Here is an 18,000-nt window from a genome sequence, read left to right on the forward strand (position 1 = left end):
CCTGTTAGTGCTTCGACGAACTCTGCGACTGCAGAGCTCACTTGGCGGTGTCGTCGGACGGATCCGTCCGGGAACCACCCCGTTCCCGGGGTCTGCCGCCCGTATCTCCTGATGTGTGCTGCGGGGCGGAACCGTCGCGACGGCTCCGCCCGGTCCGCTCGCTCTCGATCAGCTCGTTCAACCAGCGGACCTCGCGCTCCACCGACTCCATGCTGTGCCGCTGGAGTTCGAGGGTGTAGTCGTCCAGCCGCTCGCGCGAACGGGCCAGGGAGGCGCGCATCCTCTCCAGGCGCTCCTCCAGCCGGCTGCGGCGCCCTTCCAGCACCCGCATCCGGACATCGCGAGAGGTCTGCCCGAAGAACGCGAAGCGGGCGGCGAAGTGCTCGTCCTCCCACGACTCCGGACCGGTGTGGCTGAGCAACTCCTCGAAGTGCTCCTTGCCTTCGGCGGTCAGCCGGTAGACGATCTTCGCCCGCCGGCCGGCGCGGGACGCCGCGCGGACGTCCTCCGGGGCACTGCCCGGCTCCTCGGTCAACCAGCCCTGCGCTACCAGGGACTTCAGGCACGGATAGAGGCTGCCGTAGCTGAACGCGCGGAACACCCCGAGCGAGGTGTTGAGGCGTTTGCGCAACTCGTAGCCGTGCATCGGGGATTCGCGGAGCAGCCCGAGAACGGCGAACTCAAGGATGCCGGAGCGTCTGCTCATCTCCCGCCTCCCTGCTCCCCGATGCCTGTACCGGGCTGATGTATCGACTCGATACATCCAGACGATAGAACGAGCATCCCTGAGCGACAAGAGGGGGCACGGTGAACGAGGTCACATCACCGATTCGTGGGACAGAACTTGCCTGAATTGGAGTGAAGATCCGCAGTGGGCGCGATTTGGCCGTGCGTAGTCTGTGCGCCATGCGGACCACCGGGAACCGAGTGCCGACACCAGGCGTCCTCGTCCCGGATGCAGTGCGCCCGGAAGCCCGAGGCGACCGGAACAGCGCATCGGGGGGACCGCAAGCCACCTGCCGCTTCCAGGCGATAGCGCCTGCCCTAGGAGTAATCGTTCGATGAGCGAGCATCGTCGCAAGCCACCGCAACCGCAGGGCGGTGGCCGCGCCGCGGCCCGGCGCGCGGCGCAGCAGTCGGCGTCCGGCCGCCGTGCCGTATCAGCCAGCCGTTCCGCCGGACCGGTGGGTGGTCGCGCCGCGGCCCGGCGGGCGGCCCAGCGGGGCGGCGGGGCCGGCGGCCGCAGACGCTCTGCCGACCCGGGGCGGGGGCGCAGAGAGGCCGTCCGCCCGGGAAAGAAGCGCTTCATCGACTATCCGCGCGCGGGCAGGAGCGGGGTCCGGCGCTGGCTGCCGTCCTGGAAGCTGCTGTTCGGCCTGTGCTTCACCTTCGTCGCGATGATCCTGGGCACCGTCGGTGTCGCACTGGCCGTGGTGCAGGTGCCGGACGAGCAGAAGGCCGCCGCTGTCCAGAAGAACGTCTACTACTGGGCCGACGGCAAGCAGATGGTCGTCGCCGGCGGCGGCAATCTCAACCGGCAGATCGTGCCGCTCAGCAAAATCCCCAAGCCCATGCGGTTCGCGGTGATTTCGGCCGAGAACGCCAGCTTCTACAAGGACTGGGGCGTGGACCCGATGGGCATCCTGCGCGCGGTCGCGAAGATGGCACAGGGCGGTGAGACCCAGAGCGGTTCCACCATCACCCAGCAGTTCGTGAAGAACACCTATCTGAGCCAGGAGCAGACGCTCAAGCGCAAGCTCACCGAACTGCTCATCTCCGTGAAGGTGGGCGCCACCAAGGACAAGGACGACATTCTCGCCGGTTACCTCAACACCGCCTACTACGGGCGCGGTGCCTACGGGATCCAGGCCGCGGCGCGCGCGTACTTCGACAAGGACTGCGCGGACCTGACGGCGAGCGAGAGCGCGTATCTCGCGGCGACGCTCAACGGGCCCAATCTGTACGACCCGTCCGGCGGTCAGGGTCCGGCGGCGACGCCGGAGAAGAATACGAAGCGGGCTACGGACCGCTGGAAGTGGACCCTGGACCGCGAGGTCGAGGTCGGCCACATGAAGGCCGCCGAACGCGACGAGTGGGTCAAGAAGGGCTTCCCGATGCCGCAGAAGCCCAAGCCAGCGACCAACCGGGCCGGACAGATCGGCTATTTGACGGATCTCGCCGACAACTACATTGTCGCCCACTCCAATTCCGCCATCACCAAGAGCCAGTTGGACCGGGGCGGCTACCAGATCCACACGACCTTCGACCGCGACAAGATCAACGAACTGTCCAAGGCGGTCGAGGACGTCCGCAAGGCGAACATCAAGCCCGATGTGCGCGACCGTGACAAGTTCGTGCAGTTCGGCGGGGCCTCGGTGGAGCCCAAGACCGGGAAGATCGTGGCCATTTACGGCGGCGAGAACGCACTGGAACACTTCACCAACAACGCCGACTACACCGGGGTCCAGGTCGGTTCGACCTTCAAGCCTTTCGTGATCGCGGCCGCGATGACACACGGCAAGCGCAATCCGGGCCTCGGCGAGCAGCAGAGCGACAGCCAGCGCACGCTCGTCTCCCCGGAGAGCGTCTACAACGGCAACAACAAGGTGACGCTGCGCAAGTACAACGGCCAGGTCTGGCACGACGACCACGGCCAGGAATGGCACCAGCGCAACGACGGCGACGAGGACAAGGGGCTCATCAGCCTGCGCACCGCCATGCAGTTCTCCGTGAACACCCCTTATATCCAGCTCGGTATGGACGTCGGTACGGACCTGGTCAAGCAGGCCGCGCTGGACGCGGGCATGGACAAGGACCAGCTCGCCGCCGCCACGCCGAGCTTCTCGCTCGGCACCTCGGCGCCCAGCGCGATCCGGCTGGCCGGCGCGTACGCGACCTTCGCGGCCAGCGGCAAGCAGATCGACCCGTATTCGGTCGAGTCGGTGGAGAAGGACGGCAAGGCCGTCTTCACCCATGAGGCCAAGAGCAGGACGGCCTTCTCCTCGAAGGTCGCCGACAATGTCACCGACGTGCTCAAGACCGTGGTGGAGGAGGGCACCGGCACCTCGGCGAAGCTCGCCGACCGCCCGGCGGCCGGCAAGACGGGCACGACCGACGAGAACCGTTCGGCGTGGTTCGCGGGGTACACCCCGCAGCTGTCCACGGCCATCGGTATGTACCGGGTCGACCCCAACGCGCAGAAGCAGGAGTTCCTCTCGATGCGCGGCGTGGGCGGCAAGGAGACCATTCACGGCGCGTCGTTCCCGGCGGAGATCTGGGCCGCGTACATGAACGAGGCGCTCAAGGGCCAGCCGGTCGTGCCGTTCCCGACGGCCGAGCCGATCGGCGAGAAGGTCTACGGGGACGGGGCGAGCCCCTCGCCCAGTGCCGCCCCGAGCGTGGCCCCCTCCCCGACGCCGTCGAAGTCCGCGACGCCCTCGCCGACGCCGTCGAAGTCCGCGACGGCCAGCCCGACACCGAGCCGGTCCTGCGGCCTGTTCGACCGCCACTGCCAGCCCGGCGGCGGACCCGCGGGCAGCTCCGCCGGGACGTCGGGCGGGCCGGCCGGGGCCGCGGGTGGCCCCGGCGGCGATCCGGGCGAGTCGCCGGCACCGGAGCCGAGCAGCAGGAGGCCCGGCGGACTGTTCGGAGGATCCATGGGCTGACCTGCGCGAACGCCGGGAGCTGTGGACAACGTCCGGTAAACCTCGGGGGCCGTCGCACGTTCGCGTGAGGCGGCCCCCGCGCTTGTCCACAGGCTCCGGCGGGGATCCGTTCCGTACGGCAGGATGGGCGCATGAGGAGCGTGCGGGACGAACAGCTGGTACGGCCCACCGTCGAGGACGAGGTGGCCGCCGCCGGCAGCGAGCTCATCGGCGGGCCGGTGGGGCGGCGGGCGCTGCCCGGCCGCGGCTGGTGGACGCCGGTGCGGGTCGTCGCACTCGTGGCGATCGGGATGTTCGCCCTCGGCATGGTGCAGAAGCTGCCCTGCTACGACTACGGCTGGTTCTTCGGCGCCACCACCCAGTACACCCACGCCTGCTACTCCGACATCCCGCACCTGTACAGCGGGCGCGGCTTCGACGCGGGGCTGATCCCCTACTTCGACCGCATCCCGCAGTCCCTCTCCGGCGGCATGGACTATCTGGAGTACCCGGTCCTGACGGGCCTGTTCATGCAGGTCGCCGCCTGGCTGACGCCCGGGGGCGGCACGCTCCAGCACCGCGAGCAGCTCAACTGGCTCGTCAACTCCGGGATGCTGCTGGCCTGCACCGCCGTCATCGCGGTCTGCACCGCGCGCGCACACCGCCGCCGGCCCTGGGACGCGCTGCTCGTCGCCCTCGCCCCGGCCTTCGCGCTGACGGCCACGGTCAACTGGGACCTGTTCGCCGTGGCGCTCACCGCCGGGGCGATGCTCATGTGGTCGAGGAGCAGGCCGGTCCTGGCCGGTGTCCTCATCGGTCTGGCCGCCGCGGCGAAGCTCTATCCGCTGCTGCTGCTGGGCCCGCTGTTCGTGCTGTGCCTGCGGGCCGGGCGCATGCGGGCGTTCGCCACCGCCGCGGCCTCGGCCACGGGCGCCTGGCTGGTGGTGAACCTGCCCGTGATGATCACGCACGACGCGCAGGGCTTCCACATCCGTGAGGGCTGGGCGAAGTTCTACACCTTCAGCCAGGAGCGCCCGGTCGACTTCGGCTCGCTGTGGCTGGTGATCTCACAGCGCACGGGCGACCCGCTGGACGGCGCCAACACCTATGTGACCCTGCTGATGATCGCGGGCTGTCTCGCCCTGGGCGCCCTCGCCCTGTACGCGCCCCGGCGGCCGCGCTTCGCCCAACTGGCCTTCCTGGTCGTGGCGTTGTTCGTCCTGGTCAACAAGGTCTACTCGCCGCAGTACGTGCTCTGGCTCGTCCCGCTCGCCGTGCTGGCCCGGCCCAAGTGGCGCGACTTCCTGATCTGGCAGGCGTGCGAGGTGCTGTACTTCCTCGGCATCTGGTCCTACCTGGCCTACACGGGCAGCGGTGACAAGCACCAGGGGCTGCCCGCCGAGGGGTATCAGCTGGCGATCGTCGCGCACCTGCTGGGGACGCTGTATCTGTGCGGCGTGGTCATCCGCGACATGCTCAAGCCGGAGCGGGACGTCGTGCGCCGGGACGGCTCGGACGACCCCTCGGGCGGCGTCCTGGACGGGGCCGAGGACATAGTCGCGCTCGGCTCCGCGCACCGGCAGCGGCACGCGGAGCCCTCCGACGGCGGACGTGTCCACTGGGGCACCGGGGGCCGCGCGCACTAGGGCGCGGCCCGGGCCCCGCACCCGGGAGGGGGTGGGTCAGTGGTCGAGCATCCGGTCGAACTGCGTGGTGGTGTGGCGCAGATGGGCCACGAGTTCGTCGCCGACCTGCGGTGCCGGGGCGTCACCCGGCACGAAGAGGATCGAGACCTGCATGTGCGGCGGCTCCGCGAACCAGCGCTGCTTGCCCGCCCAGACGAAGGGCGAGAGATTGCGGTTCATGGTCGCGAGACCGGCGCGGGCGGCGCCCTTGGCCCGCGGCATCATCCCGTTCATCGTCTTCGGGGCCTCCAGGCCCACGCCGTGCGAGGTGCCGCCGGCCACGACGACCAGGTGGCCGTCGCCCGGGGCCTTCTGCTGCCGGTAGCCGAAGCGGTCGCCCTTGGTGACCCGGGTGACGTCCAGGACCGCCCCGCGGTACTGGGTGGCGTCGTGGTCGCCGAGCCACAGCCGGGTGCCGATCCGGGCGCGGAAGCGGGTCTGGGGGTACTGCTGCCGCAGCCGGGCGAGTTCGTCGGCCTTGAGGTGGCTGACGAACATCGTGTGCAGCGGCAGCCGGGCGGCGTTCAGCCGGTCCATCCAGCCGGCGACCTCCTGCACCGCGTCGGAGCCGTCCGTGCGGTCCAGCGGCAGGTGGATCGCGAAGCCCTCCAGGCGCACGTCCTCGATGGCCGCGTGCAGCTTGGGCAGGTCCTCCTCGCTGATGCCGTGCCGCTTCATGGTGCTCATCACCTCGATGACCACGCGGGCGCCGACCAGGCCGCGCACCCCCTCGACCGAGGAGACCGAGCGGATGGCGCGGTCCGGCAGCGGCACCGGCTCCTCGCCGAGCCTGAAGGGAGTGAGCACCAGCAGGTCACCGCTGAAGAAGTCCTTGATGCGGGCCGCTTCGTAGGTGGTGCCGACGGCGAGGATGTCCGAACCGAAGCGTGCCGCCTCGTCGGCGAGGCGCTCGTGGCCGAAGCCGTAGCCGTTGCCCTTGCAGACCGGGACGATCCCGGGGAACTGCTGGACGACGGATTGCTGGTGTGCCCGCCAGCGCGCGGTGTCGATATAGAGCGTGAGCGCCATGGCCGGTCCCGGAACCTTTCCCTGTGGCTGCTGGGTGGAATGGTGGTGTGCCCGTGGGCACGGGGGTGTGGACGGACGCCGGAGTCAGCGACGAGACATGTACATGTCGAGGGCCTTGTGGAGCAGCTTGTTCAGCGGGAAGTCCCACTCGCCGAGGTACTCGGCGGCCTGACCGCCGGTGCCGACCTTGAACTGGATCAGGCCGAAGAGGTGGTCGCTCTCCTCCAGGGAGTCACCGATGCCGCGCAGGTCGTAGACGCTCGCGCCCAGCGCGTAGGCGTCGCGCAGCATCCGCCACTGCATCGCGTTCGAGGGGCGGACCTCGCGCTTGTGGTTGGCGGAGGCGCCGTAGGAGTACCAGACGTGGCCGCCGACGATCAGCATCGTCGCGGCGGCGACGGCCTCGCCGTCGTGCACGGCGAAGTACACGCGCATGCGGTTGGGGTCCTCGTTGTTCAGGACGGTCCACATGCGCTGGAAGTAACTCAGCGGCCGCGGGCGGAACTTGTCCCGCTCGGCGGTGATCTCGTAGAGGTGCTGCCAGGTGGGCAGGTCCTCGTAACCGCCCTGGACGACCTCGACACCGGCCTTCTCGGCCTTCTTGATGTTGCGGCGCCACAGCTGGTTGAAGTTCTTGTGGACGTCCTCCAGGGAACGGTTCGCCAGCGGCACCTGGAAGACGTAGCGGGGCTGGACGTCGCCGAAGCCGGCGCCGCCGTCCTCGCCCTGCTGCCAGCCCATCCGCCGCAGCTGGTCGGCGACCTCGAAGGCCCGCGGCTCGATGTGGGTGGCCTCCACGTCGCGCAGGCGCTTGACGTCGGGGTCGGCGATACCGGCCTTGATGGCGTTCGCGTCCCAGCGGCGGATGACCACGGGCGGGCCCATCTTCACCGAGAAGGCGCCCTGCCGCTTGAGGTGGTCGAGCATGGGCTGGAGCCAGTCCGAAAGGTTCGGCGCGAACCAGTTGATGACCGGCCCCTCGGGCAGATAGGCGAGATAGCGCTTGATCTTGGGGAGCTGCCGGTAGAGCACCAGGCCCGCGCCGACGAGCTGCCCGCCGCGGTCGAACCAGCCCAGGCTCTCCGAGCGCCACTCCGCCTTCACATCGGCCCAGGCCGGCACCTGCATGTGACTGGCCGCGGGCAGGCTCTGGATGTACGCCAGATGCTGCTCTCGGCTGATGGTCCTCAGGGTCAGGCTCATGCGGGGCGCTCCTCGGCAGGTGTGTCCCCAGGATCGGGGCTCCGGCTCTCGCGCCGAAGCCTACTGCGACCGGGGAGCGGCCCGTCTGGGCGTACTGCCCGTGAACGGCCGCTACGGCGGCCGGACGGCGGCCCCGCACCCTGCCGCGCGGGGTCCGCCGAGGAGCGCCGGGCGGCGGCCGCTAGCCGATCACCCCGCCGAAGAGGCCGCCGTGGGCCATGCCGAGGAAGAAGCCCACCGCCGCGGCGCCGAGCCCGATGATCAACAGGAAGCGCTCACCGGTGGTGGCCGAGATGTACTGGCCCCAGGCCCCGGTGAGGATGCCGGCCAGGCCGGTCCAGGAGGTGAGCAGATGCAGATTGCTGAACGCGGAGGTGATGAAGGCGACCGCGCCGAGCGCGATCGTCAGCGCGACGAAGGTGTTCTCGATGGGGTGGGGCTTGCCGTCGCTGTTCAGCGCGGCACTGATCAGCGCACGCGGGCCGTGCGGTTGGCGTGCTGCCTGGGTCATGGGGGCTACCTCCTACAAGGCAGGCGGCGCACTGTAGCGCCGGTCACACCCGAGGCGTCCAGATTGCGGCGCCCTACTGCCGGATTTCAACCGGACGCCGGAGTGCGGGTACTGTGTAGCGTCCGCAGCGGTGTCTGCCCGGACCCGGCTTCCGGTCCCCGGAACATCCAGGAACCTTCCGCTGATCGTCCGCGCTGTTGTCAGTGTCGGCCGATACCGTTGCTCACGCATCACGACCCTCCTGCCACGGATCGACCGTGGCCGCTGAGACCAAAGGAGGTGGGTTCCACATGCGTCACTACGAGGTGATGGTCATCCTCGACCCCGATCTGGAGGAGCGCGCTGTCTCCCCCCTGATCGAGAACTTCCTCTCCGTCGTCCGTGAGGGCAACGGGAAGGTCGAGAAGGTCGACACCTGGGGCCGTCGTCGTCTCGCCTACGAGATCAAGAAGAAGCCCGAGGGCATCTACTCGGTCATCGACCTGCAGGCCACGCCTGAGGTCGTCAAGGAGCTCGACCGCCAGATGAACCTGAACGAGTCGGTCCTCCGGACCAAGGTCCTCCGTCCCGAGACCCACTGAATCCCAGCGGTTCAGCGGTAATCGGGCTGCACAACGAGTAGTAAGCAGCCAGCAGCACACCCGCCGAGAGGTTCACCCATGGCAGGCGAGACCGTCATCACGGTCGTCGGCAATCTTGTCGACGACCCCGAGCTGCGCTTCACCCCGTCCGGTGCGGCGGTCGCGAAGTTCCGTGTCGCGTCCACCCCCCGCACCTTCGACCGCCAGACCAACGAGTGGAAGGACGGCGAGAGCCTCTTCCTCACGTGCTCGGTGTGGCGTCAGGCGGCGGAGAACGTCGCCGAGTCGCTTCAGCGCGGCATGCGCGTCATCGTGCAGGGCCGGCTCAAGCAGCGGTCCTACGAGGACCGCGAGGGCGTCAAGCGCACGGTCTACGAGCTCGACGTCGAAGAGGTCGGCGCCAGCCTGAAGAACGCCACGGCGAAGGTCACCAAGACCACGGGCCGTGGTGGCCAGGGTGGTTACGGCGGTGGCCAGCAGGGCGGCGGCTGGGGCTCCGGCCCCGCCGGCGGCCAGCAGGGCGGCGGCGCTCCGGCCGACGACCCGTGGGCCAGCGCTGCTCCGTCCGGCGGTGCGCAGGGCGGCGGAGGCTGGGGCGGCGGCTCCGGCAACTCCGGCGGCTACTCGGACGAGCCGCCCTTCTAGGCCCCTTGCGGGCCTGCGGGCCCGGCAGCGGGCCCGAGGGCGACAGTACGCACACTTCTTGAAGTACACAGGAGAGAACAATGGCGAAGCCGCCTCCGCGCAAGCCTAAGAAGAAGGTCTGCGCGTTCTGCAAGGACAAGACCGCTTACGTGGACTACAAGGACACGAACATGCTGCGGAAGTTCATTTCCGACCGCGGCAAGATCCGTGCCCGCCGCGTGACCGGCAACTGCACCCAGCACCAGCGTGACGTCGCCACGGCCGTGAAGAACAGCCGTGAGATGGCGCTGCTGCCCTACACCTCCTCCGCGCGATAAGGGAAGGGTGGCCGACACATGAAGATCATCCTCACCCACGAGGTCTCCGGCCTCGGCACCGCCGGTGACGTCGTCGACGTCAAGGACGGTTTCGCCCGCAACTACCTGGTCCCGCGTGGTTACGCGATCCGCTGGACCAAGGGTGGCGAGAAGGACGTCGAGCAGATCCGCCGCGCCCGCAAGCTGCGCGAGATCGCGACGGTGGAGCAGGCGAACGAGATCAAGGGTCAGCTGGAGGGCCTCAAGGTCCGCCTGGCCACCCGTGCCGGCGAGGCCGGCCGCCTGTTCGGCTCCGTGACCCAGGCCGACATCGCTTCCGCGATCAACGCCGCCGGTGGTCCGGCTGTCGACAAGCGCCGTGTCGAGGTGGGCACGCCGATCAAGACCCTGGGCGCGCACCAGGTGTCCGTGCGGCTGCACGCCGACGTCGTCGCCAAGTTCGGCATCGAGGTCGTCGCCGCCTGATCGCTTCCGCGATCCGGTACGCACCGCGTGCCGCAGGGCCGTACCCCACGGGGTGCGGCCCTGCGCCGTTTTCCGGGGCGGACGGGGCGGAGGCGGCCGATGGCGCGGGCGCGGCGCCGGTCAGGCCCGTACGGCGCCCGTGACGAGCCACCGGCCGGAGCGGGCCCGCAGCCACAGGGTCAGCATCCGGGCGGCCATCATCAGCGTCATCGCCCCCCACAGCGCGGTGAGCCCGCCGCCGAGGCCGGGCACGAGCAGCGCCACGGGCGTGAAGACGGCGAGGACCAGCACCATCGCCCGGGCGAGATACGGGCCGTCCCCGGCGCCCATCAGGACCCCGTCCAGCACGAAGACGACACCCGCGACGGGCTGGCACAGGGCGATGACCAGCAGGGCGGGCAGCAGCGCGGCCCGCACCGCGTCGTCCGAGGTGAACAGCGGCACGAACAGCGGCCGCGCGGCCACGACCAGCAGCCCGAAGACCACGCCCGAGGCGATGCCCCACTGCACCATGCGGCGGCAGACGGCGCGCGCCCCCGCCGGGTCGTCCGCGCCCAGATACCGCCCTATGATCGCCTGCCCCGCTATGGCGATGGCGTCCAGCGCGAAGGCGAGCAGGCTCCACAGCGTCAGCACGATCTGGTGGGCCGCGACGGCGGTGTCGCCGAGCCGGGCCGCCACGCCCGTCGCGATCATCAGGATCGCGCGCAGCGAGAGCGTGCGCACGAGCAGGGGCGCTCCTGCCCGGGCGCAGAGCCGGATGCCCGCGGCGTCGGGCCGCAGCGACGCCCCGTGCCGCCGGGCGCCGCGGACGACGACGGTGAGCTGGACGGCGGCCATGGCGCACTGGGCGGCGACCGTGCCCCACGCGGAGCCGGCGATGCCGAGCCCGGCGCCGTGGACCAGGCCCAGGTTGAGGGCGCCGTTGACGGCGAAGCCGCCGACGGCCACGTACAGCGGGGTCCTGGTGTCCTGGAGGCCGCGCAGGACGCCCGTGGCGGCGAGCACGACGAGCATCGCGGGTATGCCGAGGGCGCTGATCCGCAGATAGGCCGTGGCGTACGGGGCGGCGGTGGGGGAGGCGCCGCACAGCTCGACGAGCGCCGGCGCCGTGGGCAGCACGGCGGCGACCACGGCCGCGCCGAGGAGCAGGGCGAGCCAGATGCCGTCCATCCCCTGGCGGATGGCGGCGGGCAGCTCTCCGGCGCCGACCCGGCGGGCGACGGCGGCGGTCGTGGCGTAGGCGAGGAAGACGAAGACGCTGACGGCGGTGGTGAGCAGGGCGGCGGCGATGCCCAGGCCCGCTAGCTGCGGGGTGCCGAGCCGGCCGACGATCGCGCTGTCGGCCATGACGAACAGGGGCTCCGCGACGAGCGCGCCGAAGGCGGGTAAGGCCAGCGCGAGGATCTCGCGGTCGTGCCGGCGGGGGCTCGGGGCGGCGGGGGCCGCGTAGGCGTCCAGGACCTGGGGCATGGGTCCACGCTAATCTTCCACAGGTAACCGGCGCAACTGATCTTTGCCCCTTACATTTCCCGGAGATCGACGATCTTCTCTGCGGCGTTTGTCGCGATCTTGGGCCGAGTGGGAAAGTTTTTCTCCTCAACAGCCGGTGGATGGTGAAAGTGCAGGTCAGAGCGGTGCGCTAAGAGGGGGTGAGGTTTTGTCCACAGTGCTTTCCCCCGGGTCGTGCACAGGTTGCGCGGACTTCTCCACAGGTTGGGGCCCCTCATCCACATGCCCTGTGGATAACCAGATTGGCTGACGGTGCCCGCGGGCCTACCGTGGTCCGGCGCCCGCCGCCTGTTCCGGCCCCGCCGCGCGCGGGGGACCGGGCCGCGCAGACCGTGCGGGACCGCCCGGCCCCGGCGCACCGCAACCCGGAGCCCGGGCGCCCTGTTGTCAGAGCCGTGCCGTAGGAAGAGAGCGGCACGGCGAGGTCCGCGCCGCGGACGGGAGGAGGTGGCGGGGTGAGCATCCCCGAGCCCATGGACGACCCCTGGGCCGACGCCGGCCCCGGTGACCGGCTCCCGGTCTCCCGTCCCCGTCGCGGCGACAGCCAGCCCCGCGGCGAGCGCCACGACCGCGGCGAGGAGGACGGCCCCTGGAGAGGCGGGGCGCAGCAGAGCGGCTTCGAGCGCGTGCCCCCGCAGGATCTCGACGCCGAGCAGTCCGTCCTCGGCGGCATGCTGCTCTCCAAGGACGCCATCGCCGATGTCGTCGAGATCCTCAAGGGCAACGACTTCTACCGCCCCGCCCACGAGACGATCTACCAGGCGATCCTCGACCTGTACGCCAAGGGCGAGCCGGCCGACCCGATCACGGTCGCCGCCGAGCTCACCAAGCGGGGCGAGATCACCCGCGTCGGCGGCGCCCCGTATCTGCACAGCCTCGTCCAGACCGTCCCCACGGCGGCCAACGCCGAGTACTACGCCGAGATCGTCCACGAGCGGGCCGTGCTGCGCCGGCTGGTCGAGGCGGGCACGCGCATCACGCAGATGGGATACGCGGCCGACGGCGACGTCGACGACATCGTCAACAAGGCCCAGGCCGAGGTCTACGCCGTCACCGAGCAGCGCACGAGCGAGGACTATCTGCCGCTCGGCGAGATCATGGAGGGCGCGCTCGACGAGATCGAGGCCATCGGCTCGCGCAGCGGCGAGATGACCGGTGTCCCGACCGGTTTCACCGACCTCGACTCGCTCACCAACGGCCTGCACCCGGGCCAGATGATCGTCGTCGCGGCCCGTCCCGCGATGGGCAAGTCGACCCTCGCGCTGGACTTCGCCCGCGCCTGCTCGATCAAGCACAACATGCCGAGCGTGATCTTCTCCCTGGAGATGGGGCGCAACGAGATCGCGATGCGACTGCTGTCCGCCGAGGCGCGCGTCGCGCTGCACCACATGCGCTCCGGCTCGATGACGGACGAGGACTGGAACCGGCTCGCCCGGCGCATGCCCGAGGTCAACTCGGCCCCGCTGTACATCGACGACTCCCCGAACCTGTCGATGATGGAGATCCGCGCCAAGTGCCGCCGCCTCAAGCAGCGCAACGACCTCAAGCTGGTCATCATCGACTATCTGCAGCTGATGCAGTCCGGCGGCTCCCGGCGGGCCGAGAGCCGCCAGCAGGAGGTGTCGGACATGTCCCGTAACCTCAAGCTGCTGGCGAAGGAGCTGGAGCTGCCCGTCATCGCGCTCTCGCAGCTCAACCGTGGCCCCGAGCAGCGCACCGACAAGAAGCCGATGGTCTCCGACCTGCGTGAGTCGGGTTCCATCGAGCAGGACGCCGACATGGTCATCCTGCTGCACCGTGAGGACGCCTACGAGAAGGAGTCGCCGCGCGCGGGCGAGGCCGACATCATCGTCGGCAAGCACCGCAACGGCCCGACGGCCACGATCACGGTCGCCTTCCAGGGCCACTACTCGCGCTTCGTGGACATGGCCAACACCTGACCGGGCCGTCCGCTCCCCGGGGGCGGAGGGGTCTCGGCAGGGGGCCGGGTGCGGACGTAGGGTCTTGGAAGACCGGCGGGCGCCGGCCACGGCGCCACAGCACCCTGGAAGGCACCGTGACCGCGAACACCGCACCGGCCCTGCTCGACTGGCCACCCCTCGACGCCGCGCACTTCGCACGGATCGAGGACAAGATCGCCGCGCTGATGCGGACGCGCGAGACCGTCGTCGCCATGCAGGGCGAGGCACTGCTGCCGCTGGAGGCGTGCATCCGCTCGGCGGTACGGCCCGGCAGCACCGCCCTCAATGTCGTCACGGGCCCCTACGGGGAGACGTTCGGCGGCTGGCTGCGGTCCTGCGGGGCCGAAGTGGTCACGATCGCGGCGCCGTTCACCGGGGCCGTGGGCGCGGAGCAGGTGGCCGAGGCGCTGCGCGCGCGTCCGGACATCGACTTCGTCAGCCTCGTCCACGCGGAGGCGGCGACCGGCAACACCAACCCCGTCGCCGGCATCGGGGCCGTGGTCCGCGAGCACGGCGCGCTGCTGATGCTGGACGCGGTCGCCTCCATTGCCGCCGAGCCGCTGCTGACCGACGAGTGGGGCGTCGACCTGTGCGTCATCGGCGGGCAGAAGGCGATGGCGGGCCCGGCGGGCGTCTCGGCGGTGTCGGTCAGTGCCCGCGCCTGGGAGCGGATCGCCGCCAACGGGCAGGCGCCGCGCCGCTCGTACCTGTCGCTGCTGGACTGGAAGGAGCGCTGGATCGACGGCGGCCGTACGGTCCTGCCGCACGCGCCCGCGCAGTTGGAGATGCTGGCCCTGGAGCAGGCCGCCGACCGTATCGCGGACGCGGGCCTGGAGGCCGTGATCGCGCGGCACCGCGCCGCTGCCGCGGCCGTGCGCGCGGGGGTACGGGCGCTGGGCACGCTCGCCCCGTACGTCGTCCGGGACGAGGACGCCGCGCCGGTGGCGACCACGCTGCGCGCGCCCGCGGGCGTGGACGCCCGTGAGGTCGTCGTGGCCGCGCTGGCGGCGGATCCGGCGGTGCCGGTGCAGGCGGCGGGCGGCGCGCTCGCCGCGGAGATGATCCGGGTCAACCACTACGGGCTCGCCGCGGACCGCGGCACCGTGCTCGCCTCGCTGGCGGCGCTGGGGAAGGCCCTGGACGCCCTCGGGCTCGCCGGGGACGCGGAGGGGGCCCGGAAGGCGGCCGAGGCGGCGTGGTACGCCGCATCGGCGGGCTGAGGCCCCCTGCACCCTTGATCTGACCTGCTGCGGGACCGCCGGTTCGGTCCCGGGCGGCATCGGCCGCCGTCGGCGCGTACTCCGCGTCGGCGGCGGCCTTTTGCGTGCCCGCGGTGCGCGGTGATCACTCGTTCCCGGGCCCCGATAGAATCGGAACCCTGATCCCGGTTCGTCGTCCGCCGCAGAAAGGCCGTTCCGCATGACGCGTCGCAGCGCCCCGAAGCCGTCCGTACGGCCCTCGGTGCCGCTGCGCGCGGACGCGCGGCGCAACCGGGCGCTCGTGCTGGAGGCCGCCCGGTCCGCCTTCTCCGAGGCCGGGTTGGGGGTTCCGCTGGGGGAGATCGCGCGGCGGGCGGGCGTGGGCACGGGGACCGTCTACCGCCATTTCCCCTCCAAGGAAGCCCTGTTCAGGGCGACGGTGGTGGACCGCATACGGCTTTTCACGGACACCGCGCGGGAGTTGGCGCACGCTGCCGAGCCCGGCCCGGTGTTCTTCCGCTACCTGGCCTCGGTCGTACGGCTGTCGGCGGACAACAAGGGCTTGCGGGACGCCCTGGGGGCGAGCGCGGAGGGCCGTTTCACGCCGTCACCGGGCATCGAGCGGGACTTCCGCGACGCGCTGCGCGTCCTGCTGGAGCGGGCCCAACTCGCCGGTGCCGTACGCGAGGACGTCGCTCTGGACGATGTGATGACGCTCCTCGCGGGCTGTCTGGCGATGGAGCGGCGCGGCGGCCCGCAGGGGCCGGCGGGGCGGATCACGGCGCTGGTGTGCGACAGTCTCCGGCCGGGGCGGCACGTGACGAAACTCCCCGGATTCGAGGCCGCCAACCGTAACGAAACGGGGTGCGCGGTCTGCGGGCGCGCGGTGGCGTCCGCGCGTACGGGCCGGCCCGCCCGGTACTGCGGCGGTGCCTGCCGGCAGAAGGCCCACCGGGCCCGCACGGCGGCGAGGGCACGCGCGGGCGAGGCCGGCTGACGCGCGGGAGTGCCCGATCCGGACCCCGGCGGGCTGCCTACGGGGTCGGCGTCAGGGATTCCACCGCGCTGACCAGGGGAGCCAACTCGGGGCGCCTGGCGGCCTCCTGGAGCGCCTCCCGCAGAGCGGAGTCGTGGGTGGGCCGGGCCTCGCCGAGGAGAGCCAGGCCCGCCTCGGTGACGTCCGTGTAGATGCCGCGTCGGTCGGTCAGGCACAGGTAGCGGGTCAGCAGGCCGCGGTCCTCCAGCCTGTCGACCAGCCGGGTCGTCGCGCTCTGGCTGAGGACGACGGCGTCGGCGACCTCGTTCATGCGCAGGTGGCCGCCCTCCCCGTCGTGCTGCCGGCTCAGGACGTCCATGACCGAGAACTCGCGCACGCTCAGGCCGTGCCCGGTCTGCAGCGCGCGCTCGATGTGCGCCTCGATGCGGCCGTGCAGGGCGGAGAGCGCGCACCAGCCGCGCGCCAGGCCGAGCAGGGCGGGGTCCGGGGTGCGGGACACAGTGGCCCTCCTTCGGGTGCGTGAGCGGGGTGCGGGCGAGCGCACCGTAGGGGACCACGGTATCCCCGGACGCAATAGCCCGCGCTTGCAACTAGTGTGCGTCGGGCTGCTCCCCGGGATCGCGGCGGAGTACGGCGTCTCCGTCCCCACCGCCGGCCGGCTGACCACCGGCTACGCGATGGGCGTCGTGGTGGGCGCGCCGGTCCTGGCGGTCCTCGGCGGCCGGGTGCCGCGCAAGCGCATGCTGACGGCCCTCATGGGGCTGTTCGTCGTGGGCAACGCGCTCTCGGCCGTCGCCCCGGTCTTCGCCGTGATGCTCCTCGGGCGGGTCGTCTCCTCGCTCGCGCACGGGGCGTTCTTCGGCATCGGCGCGATCGTCGCGGCCTCGCTCGTCCCCCCGCACCGGAAGGCGGGCGCGCTCGCCCTGTTGTTCACGGGGCTGACCGTCGCCGATGTGGTGGGCGTGCCGCTGGGCACCCTGCTGGGGCAGCACGCCGGCTGGCGCGCGACCTTCTGGGCCATCACCGGCCTCGGTGTGCTCGGCCCCCTCGGGATCGCGGCCCTCGTACCGTCCGGCCCCCGCCCCGAAGGGGCGCGCACGGCACGGGAGCCGGCCGTCTTCCGCAACCCCCAGGTGCCGCTCGCGATGGGCATGACCGTGCTCGGCATGGTCGTGGGCAACTTCGTCGGCGGGCGGTACGCCGACCGCGCGCTCATGCCGATGCTGTGCACGGCGCTCGGCGGGCTCGCGGTCGTCCTCGCGCTGATGCCGTTCGCCGCGCAGCACCGCCCCACCGCCGCCGTCAACGTCGGCGCGTTCAACCTCGGCAACGCGATCGCCGCCTGGCTCGGCGGGATCGTCATCTCGGCGGGATTCGGCTGGACCGCGCCCAACCGGGTCGGCGCGCTCATGGCCGTCGCGGCACTCGGACTCGCCCTGCTGTCGGCGGCGTTGGAGCGCCGTACGGGCGGGGACGCGGGCCGGGACGTGCCGGTCCTCCCGCAGGAGAAGTATTCGGGTGTCCGTACAGAGGAGTACGCCTACTCTCGGGAGCCGTGAGCAGACTGCATTTGTTCGACATGGACGGGACCCTGATCCGCGGTTCCGCGGCGGCCGTCGAGATTTCCCGGCAGCTCGGTCTGGAACGGGAGATCGGTGAACTGGAACGGGCTTTCGCGGCGGGAGAGCTGACCCCGCCGCGATTCGCCGCGCTGGCCTGCGAGTTGTGGCAGGACCTCACCGAGGAAAAGATCGACGCCGCCTTCGGGAACGCGCCCTGGCTGGAGGGAATCCGCGAGGTCTGGTCGGAAATACGCGCCCGGGGCGAGCGCTGCGCGGTGATCTCGCTGTCCCCGTCCTTCTTCGTGGAACGCCTGCTGGACTGGGGCGCGGACGCGGCACACGGCTCGCGCTGGCCGGCGGTGCCGTTCCGGGACCCGGTGGATCCGGCGGGCATTCTCGACGCGGCCGCCAAGGTGCGGATCACCGACGGACTGTGCGCCGCCTACGGGCTGACGCGTGCGGACTGCGTGGCGTACGGCGACTCGATGTCGGACGCGCGGCTGTTCGCGGCCGTACCCGTCTCGGTGGCGGTGAACGCGGATCACCATGTGCGGGACATCGCCGTGCACGCCTATGCGGGAAATGACCTGCGGGAGGCTTTCGCGCTGGTGGACGCCGATTGAGGGCGTGCCCGGGGGCATGTGCCGCCGGAGAGTGCGAAATTGGCTCAGCCTAGCCCCAACGGGCCC

17 protein-coding genes are annotated in these 18,000 nt (G+C 71.2%); 11 read left to right on the forward strand and 6 right to left on the reverse strand.

Going from position 1 to position 18,000, the window contains the following annotated elements; genetic code table 11:
* Positions 1-37 precede the first annotated feature (37 nt).
* The gene (locus ACFP1Z_RS06230) at positions 38-706 is read right to left on the reverse strand and encodes a PadR family transcriptional regulator (protein ID WP_390314873.1); all 669 of its coding nucleotides are present in this window, start codon (positions 704-706) and stop codon (positions 38-40) included.
* Positions 707-1,061: 355 nt separating this feature from the next.
* Here ACFP1Z_RS06230 and ACFP1Z_RS06235 point away from each other — a divergent pair, with 355 nt between their 5' ends.
* Both ACFP1Z_RS06235 and ACFP1Z_RS06240 read left to right on the forward strand, forming a co-directional pair.
* Positions 1,062-3,665, forward strand: coding sequence for a transglycosylase domain-containing protein (locus tag ACFP1Z_RS06235; RefSeq protein ID WP_390314874.1), 2,604 nt, complete (start codon positions 1,062-1,064; stop codon positions 3,663-3,665).
* 131 nt (positions 3,666-3,796) lie between these two features.
* Positions 3,797-5,290, forward strand: a complete 1,494-nt coding sequence (locus ACFP1Z_RS06240) for a glycosyltransferase family 87 protein (RefSeq protein ID WP_390314875.1) — start codon at positions 3,797-3,799, stop codon at positions 5,288-5,290.
* 36 nt (positions 5,291-5,326) lie between these two features.
* Here ACFP1Z_RS06240 and ACFP1Z_RS06245 read toward each other — a convergent pair whose 3' ends face one another.
* The 3 genes from ACFP1Z_RS06245 to ACFP1Z_RS06255 form a co-directional block, all read right to left on the reverse strand.
* Positions 5,327-6,358, reverse strand: coding sequence for an alanine racemase (locus tag ACFP1Z_RS06245; RefSeq protein WP_390314876.1), 1,032 nt, complete (start codon positions 6,356-6,358; stop codon positions 5,327-5,329).
* An 84-nt stretch (positions 6,359-6,442) separates the two neighbouring features.
* Positions 6,443-7,561 carry a lipid II:glycine glycyltransferase FemX gene (locus ACFP1Z_RS06250; RefSeq protein ID WP_390314877.1) on the reverse strand — a complete coding sequence of 373 codons (1,119 nt, stop codon included), beginning with the start codon at positions 7,559-7,561 and terminating at the stop codon, positions 6,443-6,445.
* Between the two features lie 181 nt (positions 7,562-7,742).
* Positions 7,743-8,072 carry a hypothetical protein gene (locus ACFP1Z_RS06255; protein ID WP_390314878.1) on the reverse strand — a complete coding sequence of 110 codons (330 nt, stop codon included), beginning with the start codon at positions 8,070-8,072 and terminating at the stop codon, positions 7,743-7,745.
* Positions 8,073-8,362: 290 nt separating this feature from the next.
* Between ACFP1Z_RS06255 and rpsF the strand changes: the two genes are divergently transcribed.
* The 4 genes from rpsF (at position 8,363) to rplI (ending at position 10,080) form a co-directional block, all read left to right on the forward strand.
* Positions 8,363-8,653 (forward strand): 30S ribosomal protein S6, encoded by a 291-nt coding sequence (gene rpsF, locus ACFP1Z_RS06260; protein ID WP_049719052.1) that lies wholly within the window; start codon positions 8,363-8,365, stop codon positions 8,651-8,653.
* 78 nt (positions 8,654-8,731) lie between these two features.
* Positions 8,732-9,298 carry a single-stranded DNA-binding protein gene (locus ACFP1Z_RS06265; RefSeq protein ID WP_390314879.1) on the forward strand — a complete coding sequence of 189 codons (567 nt, stop codon included), beginning with the start codon at positions 8,732-8,734 and terminating at the stop codon, positions 9,296-9,298.
* Positions 9,299-9,378: 80 nt separating this feature from the next.
* Positions 9,379-9,615, forward strand: a complete 237-nt coding sequence (rpsR, locus tag ACFP1Z_RS06270) for a 30S ribosomal protein S18 (RefSeq protein ID WP_004950692.1) — start codon at positions 9,379-9,381, stop codon at positions 9,613-9,615.
* Positions 9,616-9,633: 18 nt separating this feature from the next.
* Positions 9,634-10,080 carry a 50S ribosomal protein L9 gene (gene rplI / locus ACFP1Z_RS06275; protein ID WP_390314880.1) on the forward strand — a complete coding sequence of 149 codons (447 nt, stop codon included), beginning with the start codon at positions 9,634-9,636 and terminating at the stop codon, positions 10,078-10,080.
* Positions 10,081-10,200: 120 nt separating this feature from the next.
* Here the strand turns inward: rplI and ACFP1Z_RS06280 are convergent, their stop codons facing one another.
* Entirely contained in the window at positions 10,201-11,553 is a 1,353-nt protein-coding gene (locus ACFP1Z_RS06280; RefSeq protein WP_390314881.1) for an MATE family efflux transporter, read from the reverse strand.
* A gap of 512 nt (positions 11,554-12,065) precedes the next feature.
* Between ACFP1Z_RS06280 and dnaB the strand changes: the two genes are divergently transcribed.
* From dnaB to ACFP1Z_RS06295, 3 genes are all read left to right on the forward strand, one after another.
* On the forward strand, positions 12,066-13,532 hold the full coding sequence (dnaB, locus tag ACFP1Z_RS06285) for a replicative DNA helicase (protein WP_390315062.1): 1,467 nt from the start codon (positions 12,066-12,068) through the stop codon (positions 13,530-13,532).
* Positions 13,533-13,648: 116 nt separating this feature from the next.
* Positions 13,649-14,773 carry a pyridoxal-phosphate-dependent aminotransferase family protein gene (locus ACFP1Z_RS06290; protein WP_390314882.1) on the forward strand — a complete coding sequence of 375 codons (1,125 nt, stop codon included), beginning with the start codon at positions 13,649-13,651 and terminating at the stop codon, positions 14,771-14,773.
* 199 nt (positions 14,774-14,972) lie between these two features.
* Positions 14,973-15,749: a TetR/AcrR family transcriptional regulator gene (locus tag ACFP1Z_RS06295; RefSeq protein WP_390314883.1), complete on the forward strand. Its 777-nt coding sequence runs from the start codon at positions 14,973-14,975 to the stop codon at positions 15,747-15,749.
* A 37-nt stretch (positions 15,750-15,786) separates the two neighbouring features.
* On the opposite strand, the gene ACFP1Z_RS06300 is transcribed toward ACFP1Z_RS06295, so the two are convergent.
* Positions 15,787-16,248: a MarR family winged helix-turn-helix transcriptional regulator gene (locus tag ACFP1Z_RS06300; RefSeq protein WP_390314884.1), complete on the reverse strand. Its 462-nt coding sequence runs from the start codon at positions 16,246-16,248 to the stop codon at positions 15,787-15,789.
* Positions 16,249-16,333: 85 nt separating this feature from the next.
* On the opposite strand from ACFP1Z_RS06300, the gene ACFP1Z_RS06305 reads away from it, so the two are divergent.
* Positions 16,334-17,308: an MFS transporter gene (locus ACFP1Z_RS06305; protein ID WP_390314885.1), complete on the forward strand. Its 975-nt coding sequence runs from the start codon at positions 16,334-16,336 to the stop codon at positions 17,306-17,308.
* Positions 17,305-17,934, forward strand: a complete 630-nt coding sequence (locus ACFP1Z_RS06310; RefSeq protein ID WP_390314886.1) for an HAD family hydrolase — start codon at positions 17,305-17,307, stop codon at positions 17,932-17,934. The genes ACFP1Z_RS06305 and ACFP1Z_RS06310 overlap by 4 nt, the downstream gene beginning before the upstream one ends.
* Positions 17,935-18,000 lie beyond the last annotated feature (66 nt).

Origin of the sequence: Streptomyces gamaensis, from assembly GCF_042656465.1 — a bacterium.
GTDB classification, from domain to species: domain Bacteria; phylum Actinomycetota; class Actinomycetes; order Streptomycetales; family Streptomycetaceae; genus Streptomyces; species Streptomyces gamaensis.